General features: G+C 60.3%; 15 protein-coding genes. 12 read left to right on the top strand and 3 right to left on the bottom strand.

Annotation, left to right across the window (positions count from 1 at the left end):
• Window positions 1–91: 91 nt before the first annotated feature.
• From TU84_RS11370 to TU84_RS26660, 5 genes are all read left to right on the top strand, one after another.
• Window positions 92–2,122: a type VI secretion system Vgr family protein gene (locus TU84_RS11370; protein ID WP_048369182.1), complete on the top strand. Its 2,031-nt coding sequence runs from the start codon at window positions 92–94 to the stop codon at window positions 2,120–2,122.
• Window positions 2,119–3,057 (top strand): hypothetical protein, encoded by a 939-nt coding sequence (locus tag TU84_RS11365; RefSeq protein ID WP_053225214.1) that lies wholly within the window; start codon window positions 2,119–2,121, stop codon window positions 3,055–3,057. The genes TU84_RS11370 and TU84_RS11365 overlap by 4 nt, the downstream gene beginning before the upstream one ends.
• Window positions 3,054–6,413: a T6SS effector BTH_I2691 family protein gene (locus tag TU84_RS11360; protein ID WP_048369181.1), complete on the top strand. Its 3,360-nt coding sequence runs from the start codon at window positions 3,054–3,056 to the stop codon at window positions 6,411–6,413. Before TU84_RS11365 ends, TU84_RS11360 begins: the two co-directional genes overlap by 4 nt.
• A 157-nt stretch (window positions 6,414–6,570) precedes the next feature.
• Window positions 6,571–7,386, top strand: a complete 816-nt coding sequence (locus tag TU84_RS26665; protein WP_338152548.1) for a DUF6708 domain-containing protein — start codon at window positions 6,571–6,573, stop codon at window positions 7,384–7,386.
• Window positions 7,387–7,442: 56 nt separating this feature from the next.
• Window positions 7,443–8,258, top strand: a complete 816-nt coding sequence (locus TU84_RS26660) for a DUF6708 domain-containing protein (protein WP_338152547.1) — start codon at window positions 7,443–7,445, stop codon at window positions 8,256–8,258.
• Here TU84_RS26660 and TU84_RS11345 read toward each other — a convergent pair.
• Window positions 8,255–8,515, bottom strand: coding sequence for a hypothetical protein (locus tag TU84_RS11345; protein ID WP_048369178.1), 261 nt, complete (start codon window positions 8,513–8,515; stop codon window positions 8,255–8,257). The genes TU84_RS26660 and TU84_RS11345 overlap by 4 nt on opposite strands.
• Before the next feature lie 145 nt (window positions 8,516–8,660).
• Between TU84_RS11345 and TU84_RS11340 the strand changes: the two genes are divergently transcribed.
• Both TU84_RS11340 and TU84_RS11335 read left to right on the top strand, forming a co-directional pair.
• Window positions 8,661–9,371 carry a response regulator gene (locus TU84_RS11340; protein WP_048369177.1) on the top strand — a complete coding sequence of 237 codons (711 nt, stop codon included), beginning with the start codon at window positions 8,661–8,663 and terminating at the stop codon, window positions 9,369–9,371.
• 77 nt (window positions 9,372–9,448) lie between these two features.
• Window positions 9,449–10,720 carry a sensor histidine kinase gene (locus TU84_RS11335; protein WP_082148708.1) on the top strand — a complete coding sequence of 424 codons (1,272 nt, stop codon included), beginning with the start codon at window positions 9,449–9,451 and terminating at the stop codon, window positions 10,718–10,720.
• On the opposite strand, the gene TU84_RS11330 is transcribed toward TU84_RS11335, so the two are convergent.
• Window positions 10,697–11,890 carry an MFS transporter gene (locus TU84_RS11330; RefSeq protein WP_048369175.1) on the bottom strand — a complete coding sequence of 398 codons (1,194 nt, stop codon included), beginning with the start codon at window positions 11,888–11,890 and terminating at the stop codon, window positions 10,697–10,699. The two genes, TU84_RS11335 and TU84_RS11330, sit on opposite strands and share 24 nt — an antisense overlap.
• Window positions 11,891–11,993: 103 nt before the next feature.
• Between TU84_RS11330 and TU84_RS11325 the strand changes: the two genes are divergently transcribed.
• Window positions 11,994–12,869, top strand: coding sequence for a LysR substrate-binding domain-containing protein (locus TU84_RS11325; RefSeq protein ID WP_048369174.1), 876 nt, complete (start codon window positions 11,994–11,996; stop codon window positions 12,867–12,869).
• Between the two features lie 5 nt (window positions 12,870–12,874).
• Here TU84_RS11325 and TU84_RS11320 read toward each other — a convergent pair whose 3' ends face one another.
• Window positions 12,875–14,296 carry an MFS transporter gene (locus TU84_RS11320; protein ID WP_048369173.1) on the bottom strand — a complete coding sequence of 474 codons (1,422 nt, stop codon included), beginning with the start codon at window positions 14,294–14,296 and terminating at the stop codon, window positions 12,875–12,877.
• A gap of 119 nt (window positions 14,297–14,415) precedes the next feature.
• Here TU84_RS11320 and TU84_RS11315 point away from each other — a divergent pair, with 119 nt between their 5' ends.
• The 4 genes from TU84_RS11315 (at window position 14,416) to TU84_RS11300 (ending at window position 18,847) form a co-directional block, all read left to right on the top strand.
• Window positions 14,416–15,330, top strand: a complete 915-nt coding sequence (locus TU84_RS11315) for a LysR family transcriptional regulator (RefSeq protein WP_048369172.1) — start codon at window positions 14,416–14,418, stop codon at window positions 15,328–15,330.
• A gap of 558 nt (window positions 15,331–15,888) precedes the next feature.
• Entirely contained in the window at window positions 15,889–16,806 is a 918-nt protein-coding gene (locus TU84_RS11310; RefSeq protein ID WP_048369171.1) for an ABC transporter substrate-binding protein, read from the top strand.
• On the top strand, window positions 16,806–17,972 hold the full coding sequence (locus TU84_RS11305) for a phosphotransferase enzyme family protein (RefSeq protein ID WP_048369170.1): 1,167 nt from the start codon (window positions 16,806–16,808) through the stop codon (window positions 17,970–17,972). Before TU84_RS11310 ends, TU84_RS11305 begins: the two co-directional genes overlap by 1 nt.
• Window positions 17,969–18,847 carry a sulfurtransferase gene (locus tag TU84_RS11300; RefSeq protein ID WP_048369169.1) on the top strand — a complete coding sequence of 293 codons (879 nt, stop codon included), beginning with the start codon at window positions 17,969–17,971 and terminating at the stop codon, window positions 18,845–18,847. The genes TU84_RS11305 and TU84_RS11300 overlap by 4 nt, the downstream gene beginning before the upstream one ends.
• Window positions 18,848–18,956: the final 109 nt, after the last annotated feature.

The raw sequence follows: 18,956 nt of genomic DNA, 5'->3' as shown, positions 1-18,956 counted from the left end.
CCTCCCTCCCTTGGTCTAGATCCACGCCGTGCCAGTTGCCTTCTACCGGTAAAAAATCCGGGGTAGGGTGCTTGCCGCCTCAGGAGCGCCCATGCCCCGTCAAAGCGATCTGCGTTTTACTTTCGAGCCCCTGCAAGGCGATGCCTTTGAGGTGGTCGAGTTCAAGCTCGAAGAAGGCTTGTCGCAACCCTTCAAATTAACCCTGGACCTGGTCAGCCACGACCCGGCGGTGGACTTTAATCGTGTCCTTGATTTGGGCGCGCTGTTCACGGTGTGGCGCGGCGAAACGCCGGTGCGCTATGTCCATGGTCTGGTCAGTCTGTTCCGTCAGGGCGACACCGGTTTTCGCCGTACCCGCTACCACGCGGTGATCGAGCCGACCTTGGCCCGCGCGGGCCTGCGTTCCAACTGGCGGATGTTTCAGTACAAAACCGTGCCCGAGATCATCACTCTGGTGCTCAAGGGCCAACGCATCACCGACCTCGAAAAACAGATCTGTTTCGATCACCAGACCCGCGAATACTGCGTGCAGGCGGGTGAAACCGACCTCGACTTTATTGCCCGCCTCGCCGCTGAGGAAGGCCTGCTCTACACCTTCGAACACCGCACCGACGGCCATACCTTGATCCTCACCGATCGCGTCGGTGGCCTTGGCACCATCGGCACCCACAAAGACTGCCCGGTGCTATATCAGCCCATGGGCGGCGGCGATTCGTCAGAGCCTGCCTTGCACCGCTTCAGCTACACCGAGCAGGTGCGCACTTCTCGGCAAGTCCAGCGCGATTACACCTTCACCCATCCGCGCTACAACCAGCAACACACCGCCGATGGCGGCCTGGCCCTGAAAAACCAGCACAAGGACTACGAGCGCTACGACTACCCCGGCCGCTACAAGCGCGATGCGGCGGGTAAACCTTTTACCAAGACCCGCCTTAACGCCTTGCGCAGCGACGCGCGCATGGCCGAACTCGAAGGCGACGACGCCCGCCTGCAACCCGGTCTGGCCTTCGACCTGAGCGAACACCCGCGCCCCGATTTCAACGACCGCTGGCGCAGCATCGCCCTTGAACATACCGGCAAACAACACAGCAGCCTGCAAGAAGAAGCCGGCGGTAGCGACTACAGCACCACCTACCATTTAAAGGCCAGCGCCATCCGCTGGGACGCCGAGTGGAAAGCCCCGTTGCAGCCCAAACCCTGCATCGACGGCCCGCACACCGCCACCGTGGTCGGCCCGCCGGGGGAAGAGATCTACTGCGACGAATGGGGCCGGGTCAAAGTCAGCTTCCCGTGGGACCGCGACAGCCAGGAAAACGACCACAGCTCCTGCTGGATCCGCGTCACCCAAGGTTGGGCTGGCACCTTATGGGGCGCCATGGCCGTGCCGCGCATCGGCCAGGAACTGATCATCAGCTACCTCGACGGCGACCCCGACCAACCCATCGCCACCGGCAGAGCCTACCGCCAGGCCAACCTGCCGCCCTACGAACTGCCCAAACACAAAACCCGCATGACCATCAAAAGCCGCACCCACAAAGGCACGGGGTTTAACGAACTGCGCTTTGAGGATGAGGTGGGCCAGCAAGAGGTTTACATCCATGCCGAGCGGGACAAGAACGTTTACATCAAGCATGACAACACGACGTTTGTGGGCAATGACAGGAAGGAGGAAGTTGGCAATGACGAACACCTCTGTATTGCACATGACCAGTCCAATGAGATCGGACGAGACCGCTCGCTGTCCATCGGGCGTAACCATGAGGTCAGCATCGGCAAAGACCTTTGGCAGCAGGTCGGCAATGATCGCTACGACTCCACCACCGCCAATCACCAAAGCGAAGTCGGTGGCCACAGCCAAAGCACGATCAAAGGCCAGCATCGTTTGACCGCAGGCCAAGGCATGCATCAAGCCACCACGGTCTATCAACTGCAGGCCAGTGAACGCGTGGTGTTCCAGGGGCCCGGCGGCAGTATCACGCTGGATGCACAGGGCATCCATCTCAATGGCGTTGCAATCACCTTGCAGGGCCCGGTGACGGCCAAAGCAGCGGGTGAAGGTAATGCCCTGGCGCTGACGTTGCTGCCCGATACAGGCCAGACCTGCGTGGAGAAAAACCGATGACCCCGGCCACTGTTCAGGCATTCGTCGCACAACACCATGCGCCCGACGACACGCTGTACTTGCTGCTCGATCTGTCGGCCGACTGCGCCTCGGACGACCCGTTGCACATTGAGGCGTTGCATCAAACCCTCGGCCGGGAAGCCATTACGCCCCTGCTGCGTCCCGATTTGATGCATACGCCATTAGCTTGCCCCGTGCTCGTGACTCTGGCCGAGCCGGGCAGGTCGCCCTCACAACAGCTGTTGGCACTCTCGGCTCTGCGCGCAAAAGATGATTTTTTCCGCCACAAACGCTATGTGTGTGGCTGGCTCAGCAGTGGCGCCAATGCACAGACCGTCAGCGCCCACGTCATCGCTCTGGGCCAACTGACGCAGGGGCAGACACGCACGTATTTCCCGGTGCATGAACCCCTTCGCCTGGAGTTGCTCGTCGCCACTTACCGTCGTAATGAACCGGGGCCGTGGTGGCCAGTTCGACACTGGCTGCTGCCCACTAGCAGCGGCGACAGCGGTATGCTGACAGGCATCCCCGATCAGGGTTCTGCTCCCGACGAGCGCGCTTACGCCATACAGCAGGATGTGCCCATGGTGTCTGCACTGCTGAGCAGTTGGCGGCGGGCGCTGCAAGTGCCACTCACCTATGCACCTGATCGCTGGAACGGCCCTACAGCACTCCCGCCGCTAGCCGCTGCAAAGGCTTACATGCAAATCCGCCAAGCCCGCACGCTGGGGCTCGCACAACAACCCGACCTCCTGACACTGGCCTTGTTCCACCTGATGCTGCACCCGCGTCTGCATGAGCATGCCGGCGTTCGCAGCGTGATCAAGCAGGCTGTCCAAGAACAGCGACCGCTCAGCACCTTGTTTGCTCTCTTCAACGACAGCGCCTGGAGGCAGGCTGTGGAGGATTTATTCTATGCCGGAGCTTGTCCATGACTGTGGGTACACAACTCAACATCGCCATCAGCGAAACGGCCGTTTCAACGGACCGTTGCAGGGCCTGTCAACGTAAGGGCCTGCCCATTCTGCCGTTGCGCCACGCCCTCGTGCCGCGCTCACGGGATGAACAAACCCGACCCGATACCGTACAAACTGATACGCGCATGGGGTTGCGCACCTTGCGTGCGGGCTACCTCTACGTGCTGCTGGATCGTTCGATCTGGCAGGCTTATCAGGTGACGCCGGACGGCTATTTGCGCCAGTTCAACCCCTACGAGCCAGCGCCCGCCAACGAGGCTTCTCTGTCCGATGCATGCGTCAGCGCCCATCACGATGGCCCGGCATCGTTCCTCAACATTGACACCGACAAACACACCACCGCCTGGCTGGCTTTTGCCAGTGATCCTTGGCCCGCCAGCGTGCTGGACGGTTACAAAGCCGGTCGCGCCCCAGAGCGCTTTCAAAAGCTCGACCTCGCCAGCGCCCGCGACAATCCGGCCAGCGTCGGCCTGGCCATGAACACTGAAAACCTGCAGGTGGACAAGCAGGTCTACGAGTACCAAGCGCATAAAACCGAAGCCTCATCCGCAGTCCTAACACTTAACCCTCCGGTAAAAGACTGGCGCTTTTACGAGCACTCACAACAAGCGCACGCGCCGTATTTCAATAGCGTGCATGGGTTTTGCAGCCGGGCCCATCGTGTGGGCGCGCTGAAGGGCTTTGTGATTAGCGCCATCGCGACCCATAAACTCCAGCAAGGCGTACTGGCCTTTGTGCTGGATGACACCATCGGTCTGGTGCAGGAATACAACGGCCTGCGTAACGGCTGGATCGAGACCCGACAGCAGTGGATGAGCGAGCCAGAGCGGGCCTACAAGTACCAGACCTCTCAGCTGTTGCTGGCTATCCGCGTCGTAAACCGTGAAACCGCTGACAATCAGACACCGCCAGCGATTGATCCTGTCAGTGGCGATGGACCACCGGACTTTTCCAGCCCCGAGGTGCAACGCGAACGACTCGTACGGCAAAGAGCCCTGAGCGCCGATGAGGCGCTGGAAGAGCGTTACGACGAACAAGCCCGCGCGCTGTTTCAGCGACTTTATGAAGAGGCGTTGGCGAACTACCAGCGCTATATCGATCAGAGCGCACACGCCTACGTTGCCGCCTGCCGCTCACAGCAGTTTGTACGAATCGAGCAACATGACTACGACGGGGCCAATCGCCCGTCAGGGCTGGCCTACTGTCAAACCATGGCACGCTGCCTGGAGGGCGGCATCAGCGAGGCGCCGCCCCCGCAAGACAAGGGCTCACACACCCAGAGCCCTCCTGCAGACACCGGCCCCACGGCATCACTGTGGAGCGATTGGCTTAAAAACCCGCAAAGCCCGGTCTATCGCGCCCTGTTAGTCCGTGACAAAAAACTGCTGGCTGACCTGCTGCCCAGCTTCGACGCTGAGACAGATGAGAGTGAGTGGAACGACACTGAGAAGCTCTATTCCACGATTGTCGCGCTCATCGGCAGCGACGAGTTCAAACACTCTGTTCGCCCTCATCTGCAACTGGCCATGGCGCAACTTCTGGGTGCTCTCAACAGCGCGGGTGCCCGCTTGCAACCGGTACTCAGCCCGGCTGTGGCGCGCGTTGTGTCGCGTCTTAACAGTGCCGTGCAACTGCTCTATAACGGCGTGCATCTGACCCAGCTCAAAGTGACGATGACTCTGGGTCAGTACTACGCCCTGCAATCCGAATACCTGCGCAGCCTGCAACAAAAAGCCGCTGATGCCATCGACCGCACCTGGGAAAGCGCAAAAGACAAGCTGGGCGAGATCGACCATGAGGCCCGCCAAGCGCGCAAACAGGTACGCCCGATCATCCAGAACGGCCTGCTCAGCCTGGCGGTGTTGCACCCTAAAATAGCTGACCATGCCGTGACCATCAGCGTTTGGGTCGAAGGCAAAGTCACCGAACTGCAAGACAGCCTGATGCGCCAGGCCAACCTGGGCGTGGATCATCTGGGCCGAAGCGCACACGCCTTGCTGGTGAACGTCACCGTCGGTTTGGGCACCCTCGACCCGCAAACGCGCAAGCTGCTGCAAGGCCTCAAAGTATCAACCCAACAAGCGGCGCACTGGGTGCGCACCGGCTTTACCGGGCTGCGCGGTGTCGCCACCAGCAGCGAACTGCTGATGGCCATTGGCGGCCTCTACTTTGCCAGCGACTCATTGAAGAAGAACATTGAAGAAGCGGAAAAGGCCATTGGGGATAAATCCGATGAGGCCAGGTTGGCGCTGTACGGGAGTAGTTTGGGGGTGTTGGGTGGCGGGGTTGAGATTGTGGGTATTGCACTGGAAAAAGGTGCGGAGCAGGCGCAAAAGATCGGCGGATTATCTGCCCGGGCATCCGCAGTCGCCAAAGCAACGGCACACGCTGGCAACATTGTTATAAGGGTTGGGGGCAGTATCAGTGCTGTGTCGGGTCTTTATGATGCGACTCAAGCGGGGTTTGCTTACAAACGCACTTTGAGTGGGGGGGACACTGCGGCATCAACAGGGTATTTCTTCTCTGCCGCAGCTTCAGGTATAGGGGTCGCAGCTGGCATTTTGGCCGCGTCGACAGGTGCAACCATGCTGCTAGGGCCGCTCGGCATGGCATTACTCTTCGGCCTAGCAGGTTACGCATTGTTTAAATGGGCCGAAGGGGAGGAATCAACACCTCTCGAGCGCTGGGCCCGCCGCTGCTACTTCGGTTTTCAAAATGAAACACCGCCCATTCATTGGAGCAAACCTGAACATGCCGCCTTGGCCATTGCCGAACTCAACGCCGCGACCATGGGTATTCAGGCGGGCGTCAACTTCAGCTTGCGACTCGTCGAAACCGACTCACCCGGCAACATGGGCAAGAGCTTGGCAATCCTCAGGCGACAACTGGAATATCGCCTGGTCCTGCCGCTCTTCGATGCCGAGCGTTCGGCATATCGCTGGTCACTTACGGTCCATCGCCACGGCGATGGTGCGGCCGATCAGCACTTGGGCGGTGAAGTCGTGGCGCAAGGCAATTTGAACCCGCCCGAACTGGCGACGCCGGCGAGCAAGCGTCAAACAGCACTGGCCGCACCCAAACTGCCAAAAAAACCGGATTACCAGGCCAACAGCACCACACCCACCCTGAATATTCGGACAGTTACGTCCGCCGATGCCCGCACGCTGCAAGTAAAAGATATCAAAGGCGCGATTGAGCTGCTGCCCGATAGCCGTCGGCACAACATCGAAGCGGCCACTTTGTCCCTGACCTACTGGCCAAATCGCGACATTCTCGATGCCTATGCGGAACTCACCTTAATGGATCACCAGTAAACCACATGGCCTGTCTGCTGTTAGTCCGCTTATTTCGTATCTGTCCTACGGCAAACCTTGCTGAAAGCCATTAACACTGAACTTGACCATTTACTGCTGGCAGCCTCCTCGAAAGATCGAAGAGGTAAATGGCACTTACCTGAACCGGAAAGAACACATGTTATTTAAAACACCTTTACTCGATAAACCGGCCCCGGGCTGGAAGCGAGATTTACCGGGCCCAAACGAGCCTCCATCCAAAGAACCTTACCCGCCAGTACTCACTAATCCTCCCAATCATGTTGATGATGTGTACCTTGAGTTGGCGCGCGCCACGATGAGGATGCGTGGGATTGGTGTTTGGTTAGCACTTTTTATATTTCTGTTATCAATGATTTTTCCCGCTGGGTTAATTATTTTTGTTGTAACAGTGCAGTATTCACCTCCCTTGATGCTGAGTTTTTTCGGTTCCGTTCTGTTTATTACAGGCTCATCCTTCGGAGTCTACATCTGGAGAATGGACACTGAAGCCCCACGCGACGAACCCATCCGTTTCAACCGCGCCCGACGCAAGGTCTATGTCTACCGCTTCCGTCACAACGGCCTCAAGCCCTTCAGCCGCAGCGCCTGGGTGGCACGCGCTGAAGTGTATGACTGGGACAATCTGCACGCCGAGGCCTGCAGCATTTATGGCGCCATGGGGAGCGGAGGCCTAATTGAGACGGTCACTTTGGCCGTTCTGGAGCCCGGCACCCGCAAGGTGATTGATCGCTTTCATTTCGCCCATGAGCTGCAACAAGGTGAAATGTACTGGGCCATGGCCCAGCTCTTTATGCAGCAAGGCCCGCAAGCGCTGCCCTTGTTCCCGCGTCCGCCCCGTGACTGGAACAACGAAAAAATACGCTTCAACCTCGCCCGCCGCCTCGCGCCCAAAGTGCACTGGCCAGAGGCTATCGACCTGGAGTCACGCTCGGCGCCGTCGATGCACGGCTAACCCTCATATTTCGTTCGCCCTGTGGCTGCCTGCTCACTGAGAACTGGAACGTACTTATGCTATTTAAAACACCTCTACTCGATAAACCGGCCCCGGGCTGGAAGCGTGATTTACCGGGGCCAAACGAGCCTCCATCCATAGAGCCTTACCCGCCAGTACTCACTAATCCACCCAATCATGTTGATGATGTGTACCTTGAGTTGGCGCGCGCCACGATGAGGATGCGTGGAGTTGGTGTATGTATTGCTCCTTTTTTTTTCTTACTCTCAACCATCGCACCAATCTTTTTGATCTCAGACATATTCAAACTTGAAAGCACACCGCCTCTAGTTCCAAGCATCCTCTTATTAATAGCTTTTGCTGTCGCTCTATGGTCGGGTATCTACGTCTGGAGAATGGACACTTCAGCCCCATGCGACGAACCCATCCGTTTCAACCGCGCCCGACGCAAGGTCTATGTCTACCGCTTCCGTCACAACGGCCTCAAGCCCTTCAGCCGCAGTGCCTGGGGGGCACGCGCTGAAGTGTATGACTGGGACAATCTGCACGCCGAGGCCTGCAGCATTTATGGCGCAATGGGGAGTGGCGGCCTGATCGAGACGGTCACTCTGGCCGTTCTGGAGCCCGGCACCCGCAAGGTGATTGATCGCTTTCATTTCGCCCATGAGCTGCAACAAGGTGAAATGTACTGGGCCATGGCCCAGCTCTTTATGCAGCAAGGCCCGCAAGCGCTGCCCTTGTTCCCGCGTCCGCCCCGCGACTGGAACAACGAAAAAATACGTTTCAACCTCGCCCGCCGCCTCGCGCCCAAAGTGCACTGGCCAGAGGCTATCGACCTGAAATCCCGCTCGGCGCCGCCAGACGAGGGCTAGCCCCCGTCCTGACCCTGCCTTACGGTCAGCGCTTCACCCTGCGACATCATCCATTTGAGCAGCGCGCTCACCGGCACCCGATGAGTGCGCTCAACCCAGTGCACGTCGTCGAGGCTGTAATGCTCAATGTAGCGAGTGAGCACGATTTCATCCCGATCATCCGACAGGCACAGGCTGGTTTCACTGCATTGCAGGCTGGCGGTGTCACTTTTTACCAGGCGTTGCTCCAGCAGCATGGGTGAATTATCAGCAGACATGGCACACCTTCTCAATCGCGGGAGGCTGATGCTCGCACCCGCGTTTTGCGCGTGTATGTCTGCTTTGTTGCCAAGTTGAAATATATGACGGGGCGCGCTGAATAGTTTTAGATATGAATTCTTACAGAACTTAAGTGATGCGCCGGTGAGCAGTCTGTTGATCGTAGACGATGACCTTGAGGTCCTTGCGCTACTGAAAAAATTCTTTGAGCAGCACGGCTATTCGGTGCAGGTCGCTATCGATGGCGCGGCGCTGTGGGCGGCCGTGGCGATCCAGTCACCCGACTTGATCATTCTTGACTTGATGCTGCCCGGAGAAAACGGTCTGGCCCTGTGCCAACGCCTGCGCCAGCAGTATTCCACGCCCGTTATCATGCTGACCGCCATGGGCGAGTTGAGTGACCGGGTGGTTGGCCTGGAAATGGGGGCCGACGATTACCTGAGCAAACCTTTTGACGCCCGTGAGCTTCTGGCCCGGGTGCGTGCGGTGCTGCGCCGGGCGGCCGACAGCCAGCCGGTGACCGGCGAAGTGCCGCGGCCAATCCTTGTGTTTGCCAATTGGCAACTGGACCTCACACGCCGCGAGTTACGCTCTCCGCAGCAGGTAATGATCCCGCTGTCGGCCGGCGAGTTTGATTTGCTGCTGGTTTTTCTGGAGCACCCGCAGCGCATTCTGACCCGTGAAGTGTTGCTGGACCTGGCCCGTGGCCCTGCCCATGAAGCGTTTGATCGCAGCATCGACGTTCAGGTCAGCCGCCTGCGGCGCAAGCTGGAGTTCGACAGCAACGGGGTAGAGATGATTCGTACGGTACGCAACGTCGGTTACCTGTTCACGCTCGGCGTGGTTCGCAAGTGAAGCGCTGGTTTTCAGGCTGGAGCCTGCGCTCGCACGACACCCTCACACGCTGGATCGCCCTGACCACGCTTGCCGCCATGCTCACTGCGCTGGCTTTCAATGCCCTGTTTACCCAACTGGCCGGTGTTTGGGCTTACCCGCCTTTGAGCGAAATAGGCTTGCTCGAACGTACCGCGTTAACCACCCATATGATCGAAGCCGCACCCCCTGGGTTGCGTGCGCATCTGGCAGCCACGGCGAGTAACACCAAGTCCACCGTCAGTTGGCACGCCACGCATCAAGAAATGAACTTGCCGGCGGTCCATGATGATTTGCGTCGAACCGTCACCCCCGAGGGCAGGCAACTGTTGGACAAACCTGACCAGCAACTGGAGGTTTATCACCCCGACGATTGGCCGCAGGGACACGGCTATTACGCCTTGGTCGTGCAGTTGTCAGATGGCTCCTGGTTGATGTTCAGCGCTGCTGCGCGCAGTTGGGGGTTGGGGGAGTGGCAGCGCAACTTGATCCTGATCGTCCTGGTGCTGATCTCTACCGTGCTGGTCGCGCTGATTGCGACGCGTCATCTGGCCAAACCGTTGCGCCATTTTGCCGAAGGTGCCCGGCGTTTCGGTGCGGACTTTGGCGCTCCGCCGATTGAGCCGGTCGGGCCCATAGAAATCCGCCAGGTGATCGTTGCGTTCAATGCCATGCAGGGGCAATTGCAGCATTTCATCAACGACCGTACGCAAATGCTGGCGGCCATTTCCCATGACTTGCGCACGCCGCTGACGCGCATGCGTCTGCGCGGCGAGTTCATTGAAGACCCCGAGCAACAGCAGCGGCTGTTTCGCGACGTCGACGAGATGCAGGCCATGATCAATGCCAGCCTGGAGTTCTTCCGCGACGACGCCCGCCTTGAGCAGGCCACTTCATTTGATCTGGCAGAACTGCTGCGAACCCTGACGGACGACTATCGCGATCAGTCCATCGACATCGCAATCAGCAGCCCGCAGCATCTGGTCTTTTTTGGTCGGCCCATGGGCATCAAGCGGGTGGTGGGCAACCTGCTGGACAACGCCGTCAAATACGCTCAAGAACCGACGATTGAGCTGAGCGCAGACGACCAGCAGGTGACCTTGCTGGTACTTGACCGAGGCCCGGGGATTGCACCGGAGAGCCAGGAACAGGTGTTCGCACCGTTCTTTCGCCTTGAAGGCTCGCGCAATAAAAACACCGGCGGTGTGGGCTTGGGCTTGTCAGCCGCCAGAGCGATTGTGTTGGGGCAGGGCGGCACACTAACCCTCTGCAATCGCCCTGACGGCGGGCTCGAAGTGAAGGTGGTGCTACCGGTTTTGCACGGTAAATAACAAGGCCGCCACCAGCGCGCACACTGCGCAGAGTGCCCAGAGCGCTCCCCATCCCCACTGGCTCACGGCGGTAGACGCGACGAGAGGCGCGAGGAACAATCCGAGGAAGGCGCCGCTGTTGCCCATGGCGATGGCCGTGCCTGAGCGTTGGGCCCCGGCAAGGGTGGCCAGTTCGGCGTAGGCCACACCGTGCCAGATCGACACCAGCGTACCGGCAACGATCAGCACGACGGGCAGCACAACGCTGGCCAATGCGGAAGGCATTGGCAGTACGCCGCTGGCGATGCTCAGCCCCAGGAACGCTGCTGCGCTGAACAAGGCGCAGGCTTTTAGAAAGGTCGGGCGGTTATTGCGTTGATCGGTCCAGTGGCCGCTCCACAAACGGCCGACAATGGCCCCCGCCTGGATCACCGCCAGCACCAACGAAGCCGTCGCCACGCTCAGGCCGACGCCATCGTGGAAGAACACCACGGCATAGGTCACCAGAGTGAATTGCGGTGCGCAGAGCAGGCTGATGGCGAGCACGGCGCGCCATACGTTCAGATCACGCAGCGGGCTGACACGCTTGAGCGCAGGCTTGGCCTGGGCGATTTCTGGTTCATGAATCCAGCGCCAGACCAGGCCACTGCACAGCAGGCACAACGCCGCGGCAGCAGCAAACACCGCGCTGAACCCATAGGTGTGGGCGAGCCAGGGCAAAACGATTGCGCCCAATGCGTAGCCGCTGGGCACGGCGGTTTGCCGAATGCTCATGGCCAGCCCGCGTTCGCGCTCCTGAAACCACAGCATGATCGCCCGGCCACTGGCGCCGTTGACGCTGCTGCCCAGCACGCCGGTAGCGAACAGCCCAAGACATAACCCCAGCGCGGTGGGGGCATGCCCGGCAAAAGCCGCGAGCATGAGTAAAGACAGCGCAGCGCTCAACAAGCCTGTCAGCAGCACAGGCCGGTCGCCCCAGCGGTCGGTCAGCAAACCCCAGGGAATTTCACTCACGGCAATGCCGAGCCCGAGAATACCCAGTGCCAGCCCCAGCTCACTGTTCGACAACTGATAGCTGCTGCGCAGATACACCGCCGTGGCCGGTACACCGCCGACCACGCAGGAAAAACTAACGTTCGCGCCAACTCCCGCAGCCAGTACTTTCCAGCGATGTTGTTGATTGAGTGGCATTGACGCTCTCCCGTTGGGTGACTTGTGAGCGGCCAGCGTCCCATGCCATGATCGTGCGCAAAATCAATTAATTTTTAAAATAATCCCGAAAAACAGGATAATTATGCGGCCAGTCAGTTTCGACATTGATGTACTGCGCAGCTTCGTTTGCGGGGTTGAGTCCGGCAGCTTTGCGGCAGCGGCGGACAAGCTGGCGCGCTCGACATCGGCCATCAGCGCCCAGATGAAAAAGCTCGAGGCTCAGGTGGGGGCGCCGTTGCTGCGCAAGGCGGGCAGGGGGCTTGAGTTGACTCAGGCGGGCGAGCAATTGCTGGACTATGCGCGGCGCTTGCTGAGCCTGAATGACGAAGCGCTGTTTGCGGTTTCAGAGGCGTCCCTGCAAGGTTGGGTGCGATTCGGCCTGCAAGAAGATTTGAGCGGTTTTCTGCCCTCGGTGCTGGGGCAATTTACCCGTGCCCATCCGCAGGTCCGGGTCGAGGCGCAAATTGCCCGCAATGCCGATTTGCTCAGCCGCCTGGAGTCCGGTGCGCTGGACATGGCAGTGGTGTGGGGCGAGGGCGCCCGGCGCAGTGAAACCATCGCCCGTTTACCCATGCGCTGGATCGGCTCCGAACAGCAGTCGCTCGCCTGGAGAGCCCATGCAGCGGAGCCCCTGCCGCTGATCATGTTTGACACCCCTTGCCCGTTTCACACGGCGGGCACCGAGGCATTGAGCCGTCAAGGCATCGACTGGCGCGTGGCGTTCACCAGCTCCAGCTTGCCCGGCCTGGCAGCCGCCACCCAGGCAGGTCTGGGCTACACCATCAGAACCCGCCTGGGCATGCAGGCCGGCACCTGCGTGCTCGATGAGCAGCACCTCGGACTGCCAGAACTGCCGAGCATCGCCTTGACCTTGCGCTATCAGCAGGCGGAAAGATCCTTGGCTGTCGAGCGCTTGTCACGCATCGTTTTGCAGGCGATCAAGCAGCAGCTGGAGTGAGTGTTCTACTCACCAGACCACGTCTGCGCTGGCGCAGTCATGCCTGGTCGACGGCTCAATGCCAGCACTGCCAGCCCTCCTGCTAGTGAAACACCGACCAGCAAGCCCATCGCGGCCTGAAAACCCGATAAAAAAACCACCTGTGTCCACACGCCCGCGGACGATGTCACCGAGGTATAAAGCGCCGTAGCAATCGTCACGCCCAGCGCGCCGCCCAGGTTATGCAAGGTCCATGACGTGCCCATCGCGACTGCGCCCAGTTGTTCTGGCACCGAAGACAAGGCCGCCATGGTCGAAGGGCCGAGCATGCATCCCCAACCGATGCCCATACAGGCAAATGCCAGCAACACCGTGGACAGATCACTGTTCAGGGTAAAACGCGACTGAATCAGCGCCGACAGCGCCAGAAACAGCAGCCCCGCAATCAACACTGGCGTGGTGGTGTAGCGATCAACCAGTCGTCCGGCGAGCGGGGATACTGCAGCCATCACCAAGGTAGTCGGCAGGAGCATCCAGCCAATGCCCGCGCTGTCCTGCCCGCGGATTAAACCCAGATACAACGGCATGAGAAAAAACGCCGCGCAGTAAAAAAACGCCAGGCAAAACGTCGCAATACTGGCCGCTATAAAGCGCCGGTTAGTAAAAATCCCGAGGTTTACCAACGGTTGTTCAGCCCTTAGCTCGATGCGAATAAACAGGCCCAGCAGCACAGCCGTTCCCCCCGCCAGCAGCAGCGTCTGAACAGACCCCCAGCCCCATTCACCGGCATGGCTGATCAACAGCAGCAGGCCGGGGATGCCCAGCATGAGCAGGAGCAAGCCGGGGATGTCGAGCTTTTGCGTCGTTGCAGGTGGGCGTGAGGCTTGTAACTGCCCCAGACACAGCGCAAAGGCGAGCACAATCAAGGGCACATTGAGTAAAAACACCGAGCGCCAGCCCCATGCCGCCACCAGTAACCCGCCGGCAACCGGACCCGCTGCCAGCCCCAGGCCATTGGCGGCAAACAGAAGCCCCAAGGCCATGCCGCGCTGCCGGGGCGCGAACGCTTCGGCCACCAGGTTGGCCGAGGTGGTGTAGAGCACGGCGCAGGCCTGCCCTTGCACAAAGCGCCAGGCAATCAGCATGCCGATTGAAGTCGACAAGCCAGCACCCAATGACGCCAGAGCAAATACCAGCATGCCGGTATACAGCGCGCCACGGCGGCCATACAGGTCCGCCAGCCGCCCGGCTGCGACCATGAATGAACAGAGCGCCATGACAAACATCGTCACCACCCATTGGCTTTGATCGATGCTCGCATTCAACTCGGTTTGAATCGCCGGTATCGCGGTGTTGACGATGGTGAAGTCGATGCAGCCCAGAAAGCTGGCAATGGAAATGCCCCCCAACGCGAGCCAGCGGCTGTGGGTTTTGATAGCAGAAGACATGGCAGACAAGACTCGTGCAAAAGAAGTTTGTGTATTTTAACTGTGAGGTTTAATCCGCAGTTCAGCTATAAATACCAAGCTCTCAGGACTAAAAGTCTCAAATAGAAAAGGCCTCATCCATGGTTTCAGTAGAAGGATTGACCGGTATTCAAGCGTTCGTCGCGGCTGTGCAAACCGGCAGTTTCAGTGGCGCTGCCCGCCAATTGGCGCAGACACCTTCGGGCATTGGCAAAGCGGTGTCGCGGCTTGAACAACGGCTGGACGCGCGATTGCTGCACCGCACCACCCGCAGCCTGTCGCTGACGGATGAGGGGCTGGCGTTTTATGACAGCTGCGTGCTGGCGCTGGAGGAATTACAGCGCGCGCAGTCCTCTTTAAGTGAGCGTCGTCGCGTGCCTTCCGGGCGATTGCGCGTGGCTGTTCCGGTCTTGCTGGGGCGCTACTGGATTGCGCCGTTGCTCTTGAAATTGGCAGCGCAGTACCCGGCACTTGAACTTGAAGTGGTCTTCTCCAGCCGTGCGGTGGACTTTGCCGAAGAGGGTTACGACCTGGCGGTTCGCATTGGTACGCTGGAAGACAGCACCACCTTGGCGGCCAGACCTATAGGCAGCCAAAGCCTGGTGGTATGTGCGTCACCGGCCTATTTGCAGGCGCATGGCCAGCCGCAATCTCCCGCAGATCTGGCCAGCCATGCCTGCATCGGAACGCTGCGCAACGGGCGTGTCGAGGGCTGGCATTTTAGCGGATTGCCGGGCCGCACGAGCCTGTTGCAACTGCCTGCGCGATTGCGTCTGGGGGATATGGAAGCCGTTGCAGGTGCGGCTCTCGACGGCCACGGAGTGGCACAGTTGCCCGGTTGGTTGGTCGATGCACAGATCAAGACGGGCGCCTTGGTGCCGTTGTTGCAAGCGTATCAGGCACCGGGTTTGCCGATTCATGCGGTATGGCCAGCGTCCCCGGCGATGACCGCTCGGGTGCGCATCGTTATAGACCTGCTGCGCGAGTCACCGCTGCCGGGTCGAGCATCTTTATAAACTAACCCCCGTAGGAGCGAGCTTGCCTCGCGATCTTTTGATCTTGATCTGGCTTTTGATCTTGATCTAAGAGGCCCCGTTAAACCACGCTAGCCGCGACACGGCCATGGATGGCCGATCGCGGCGGGCCCACGGAGCAAGGCCTGTGGTGAGGGCATGCCGAGCCTCAGCGAGGCACCGAGGGGTTGGGGCAAAAAGCGTTTGGTTACTTTGCGCTTTCAAAGTGACGCGCCGTAAGGGCGGAACCCTAAGTAGCCGTTGCCGCAGCAATGGATATGTACCCAAGAATCCGGAGGTGGATGGTTTTACGGCTGCACGCAGCCGATCGCAGCCTTCGTACCTCGTCAGCGACTACAGTGTCCTGTTTGCTGCGCGACAGCACGGCGTCGTAGACGGGGCGGCCCCTACTACGCACCGGGGTACATGGCACCAGCAAAACCAAAACAGCTATATCCATAGCAAAAAACGATATTGGTATAGACCAGATTTCACCTTTATAAATCGCCTACTCAAAAAACAGCGCCCTTCACCGTTGAGTGGCAGGGCAGGAGCGCGGTAATGATTGGCGTACGCGTAATGCTCGAATATTTCCACCCCTGGCCGAACTCGGCCGGGCTTTATCTGGCCCGGGAAAAGGGCTGGTACAGCGACGCCGGTCTGGACGTCGAACTGGTGGTGCATGACCCATGGCGTGGCGACACGCTGGATCACTTGCTTGGCAAAGCCGTGCACTTCGGTCTGTTCCCCAGCAACCGCTTGTTGGTTCGTCGCGCTTTGGGCCAGCCACTGCGCGGCATTGCGGCGATCAACCATCGCGGCCTGGAGTCGATTCAAACCCTTACCGATTCGGGCATTACCCGGCCCCGTGATCTGGCCGGGCGCCGCCTGGCGTTGAACCCGACCCCGCGCGGTCTGGCCATGGTGCGTCACCTGGTGGCAGCCGATGGCGGCGATCCGGATGCGGTCATCATCGTCGACAGCGGCGTGCGCGAACTGCGCCCCGAAGAGTTGGCCGCCGGTGCCGCCGATGCCAGTTTTGGCGGTTACTGGGCATGGGAAGCGTTGATGGCCAGCCCGGTTGGCGAAGAGCGTCGCGTGGTGTGGCCGGTGGATGACATCGGTGCCCCGGCGTATCACAGCTATTTGCTCGGCGCCCACGAAGACACCCTGGCTGCTGACCCTGAATTGACCCGCGCCTTCCTGGCCGTCACCGCTCGCGGTTATCTGGCCGCCGCGCAAGACCCGCTGAGCGTGTTGCAGGCTTACGAACTCGCCACGCCGTATTTTCCCCGTGAACTGCTCGCGCAGTCTTTGCAGCACATCGCCCCGACCTGGCTGCACCAGGGCCGTTGGGGCGAGCAGCGTGAAAGCCTGCTGCAACCTTATGCTCAGTGGCTGCATGAGCATCAGGTGCTGAACGACGCGGATGCCTGGCGTGGTGCAACCACCAATGCCTACCTGCCGGAGACGGTCTGATGGCAGACGCGCGCAGCAGTGCTCATGGCGTGGGACTGGAACCGGTACAAGCCGACTGGCCCGCGATTGGCGATGCGGCGATTGAGCAGTTGCTCAGTCACTACCCGGCGGTCGGCGGTCTGCATGAGGTCAACTGGCACAGCCCGCGTCCTTTCTCGGCGGCCTGCCTGATCACCACCAGTGAGCAGCCGTTGTTTGTCAAACGTCATCACCGCTCGGTGCGTGAGCCGGAGTGGTTGCGCGAAGAGCATCGCTTTATGGCCCATCTGCGTGGCAACGGCGCGCCGGTGGCCCAGGTGCTGAGCAGTGCTGAGGGCGACACGGCCATTGCCCTTGGCGAGTGGACGTATGAAGTGCATCAGATCGCTGCCGGGCAAGACCTCTACCGTGAGGCGCTGTCGTGGACGCCGTTTCAGGCGTATCAACATGCCTGGGCAGCCGGGCAGAGCCTGGCCCGTTTGCATGACGCTGCCAGCGGGTTTACTGCGCCGCCGCGTCAGGCGCCGGTGCTGTTGGCCAACTTCCGTCTGTTCAGCCAGCCCGACCCGATTGCCGCCATTGAAGCGGCCTGCGTGAATGATCCGGCACTGGCGGCGTACTTGAGCCAGCGCGATTGGCGTGCTGACCTGCAAAGCCTGCATCTGCCGTTTCATCAGCAGTTGTATCCGTTACTCGCCACGCAACAGCCCTTGTGGACCCACAACGACTGGCATGCCTCCAATTTGCTCTGGGACACCACGCAGCCAGACAGCCAGGTCAGTAGCGTGCTGGATTTTGGTTTGGCGGATCAGACCTTTGCCTTGTTCGATCTGGCCACGGCTGTGGAGCGCAACAGCATTCCCTGGCTGGATCTGGACATCGGCGGCCGCGCTGCTGCCTCGCTGGAGTCGGTCGACGCCATTTTGCAGGGCTACAGCAGTGTGCGGCCTTTGTCGGCCCAGGACTTGCTGACCCTGGCGGCCTTGCTGCCGTTGGTGCACACCGACTTTGCGTTGTCAGAAGTCGCCTATTACCAGGGCATCGTCGGTTCCGAGGCCAATGCCACGGTGGCTTACGAGGCTTACTTGATCGGCCACACGCGCTGGTTTAACGGCGCAGAAGGTCAACGCCTGCTGGCCCATCTGCACGATTTGGCCGCTCGCGCTGAAGAGGGTGAGCAACCATGAGCCTTGTCGCGAACAGCCCGTTGATCAGCCCGCAGGCCCTGCACGCGGCGTTGAACGACCCGGATCTGTTGATCATCGATGCCACGGTTGAACTGCCTGCACCGCGTTTTGATGGTGACTATCAGGTGCGCAGCGGCCGTTACGGCTGGCTGCAAGCGCACATTCCGGGGGCGTTGCATGCCGACCTGTACGGCGCTCTGGCAAATCAGCAAGCGTCGTTCAGTTTTGCCTTGCCGGACATTGCGCAGTTGGCGGACGGCTTGACGCAACTGGGCATCAGCCCGCAACGAAGGGTGGTGATCTACGACCGCAATGACGGATTCTGGGCGGCGCGGCTGTGGTGGATGCTGCGCAGTGTCGGCCTGCACAGCCAGGTGCTGGACGGCGGTTTCAGGGCCTGGCAGCGCGCTGGTTTGCCTGAGCAGAGCGGGGCGCAGGCGGCGCAGCCAAGCCAGTGGCTGCCAGCCTTTGTCGAAGGTTTGTGGATCGACCGTGCAGGCGTTGAGGCCGTACTCGCCGGGGAGCGCTCCGCGACCCTGGTCTGTGCCTTGTCTGCCGGTTTGTTCGAGGGCAGTGCCGTGACCCGTTATGCCCGTCGCGGGCATATTCCGGGCAGCCTCAATGTGCCAGCCCGCAGTGTGTTCGATGAACACGGTCGCTACCTCGAACCCCAGGCGCTGCGTGAGGTGCTGGCGCCGCTGTTGCAGGCCACGGCACCCGTGGTGGTGTACTGCGGGGGCGGTATTTCTGCTGCCGCGCAGGCCCTGGCCCTTACATTAGTCGGTCGCTCCGACGTCTATATCTACGACGGTTCCCTCCAGGAATGGGCCGCCGACCCGCGCTTGCCAATGACCACCGGAGCAGCTCCGGCCTGACGTCCAAGGGCCTTCGGGCACTGGCCAATCAATCCAAGTAGTACCGGGGCTTTGCAGTTCTGGCGCGTTTGCGGCACCGTGCCTGGCAAATAGCGCCGGTGACGGCGGT

The organism is Pseudomonas helleri (assembly GCF_001043025.1).
Taxonomy (GTDB): domain Bacteria; phylum Pseudomonadota; class Gammaproteobacteria; order Pseudomonadales; family Pseudomonadaceae; genus Aquipseudomonas; species Aquipseudomonas helleri.
The sequence above is the reverse complement of the archived record's forward strand: the minus strand, read 5'-3'. Positions and strand labels throughout refer to the sequence as shown.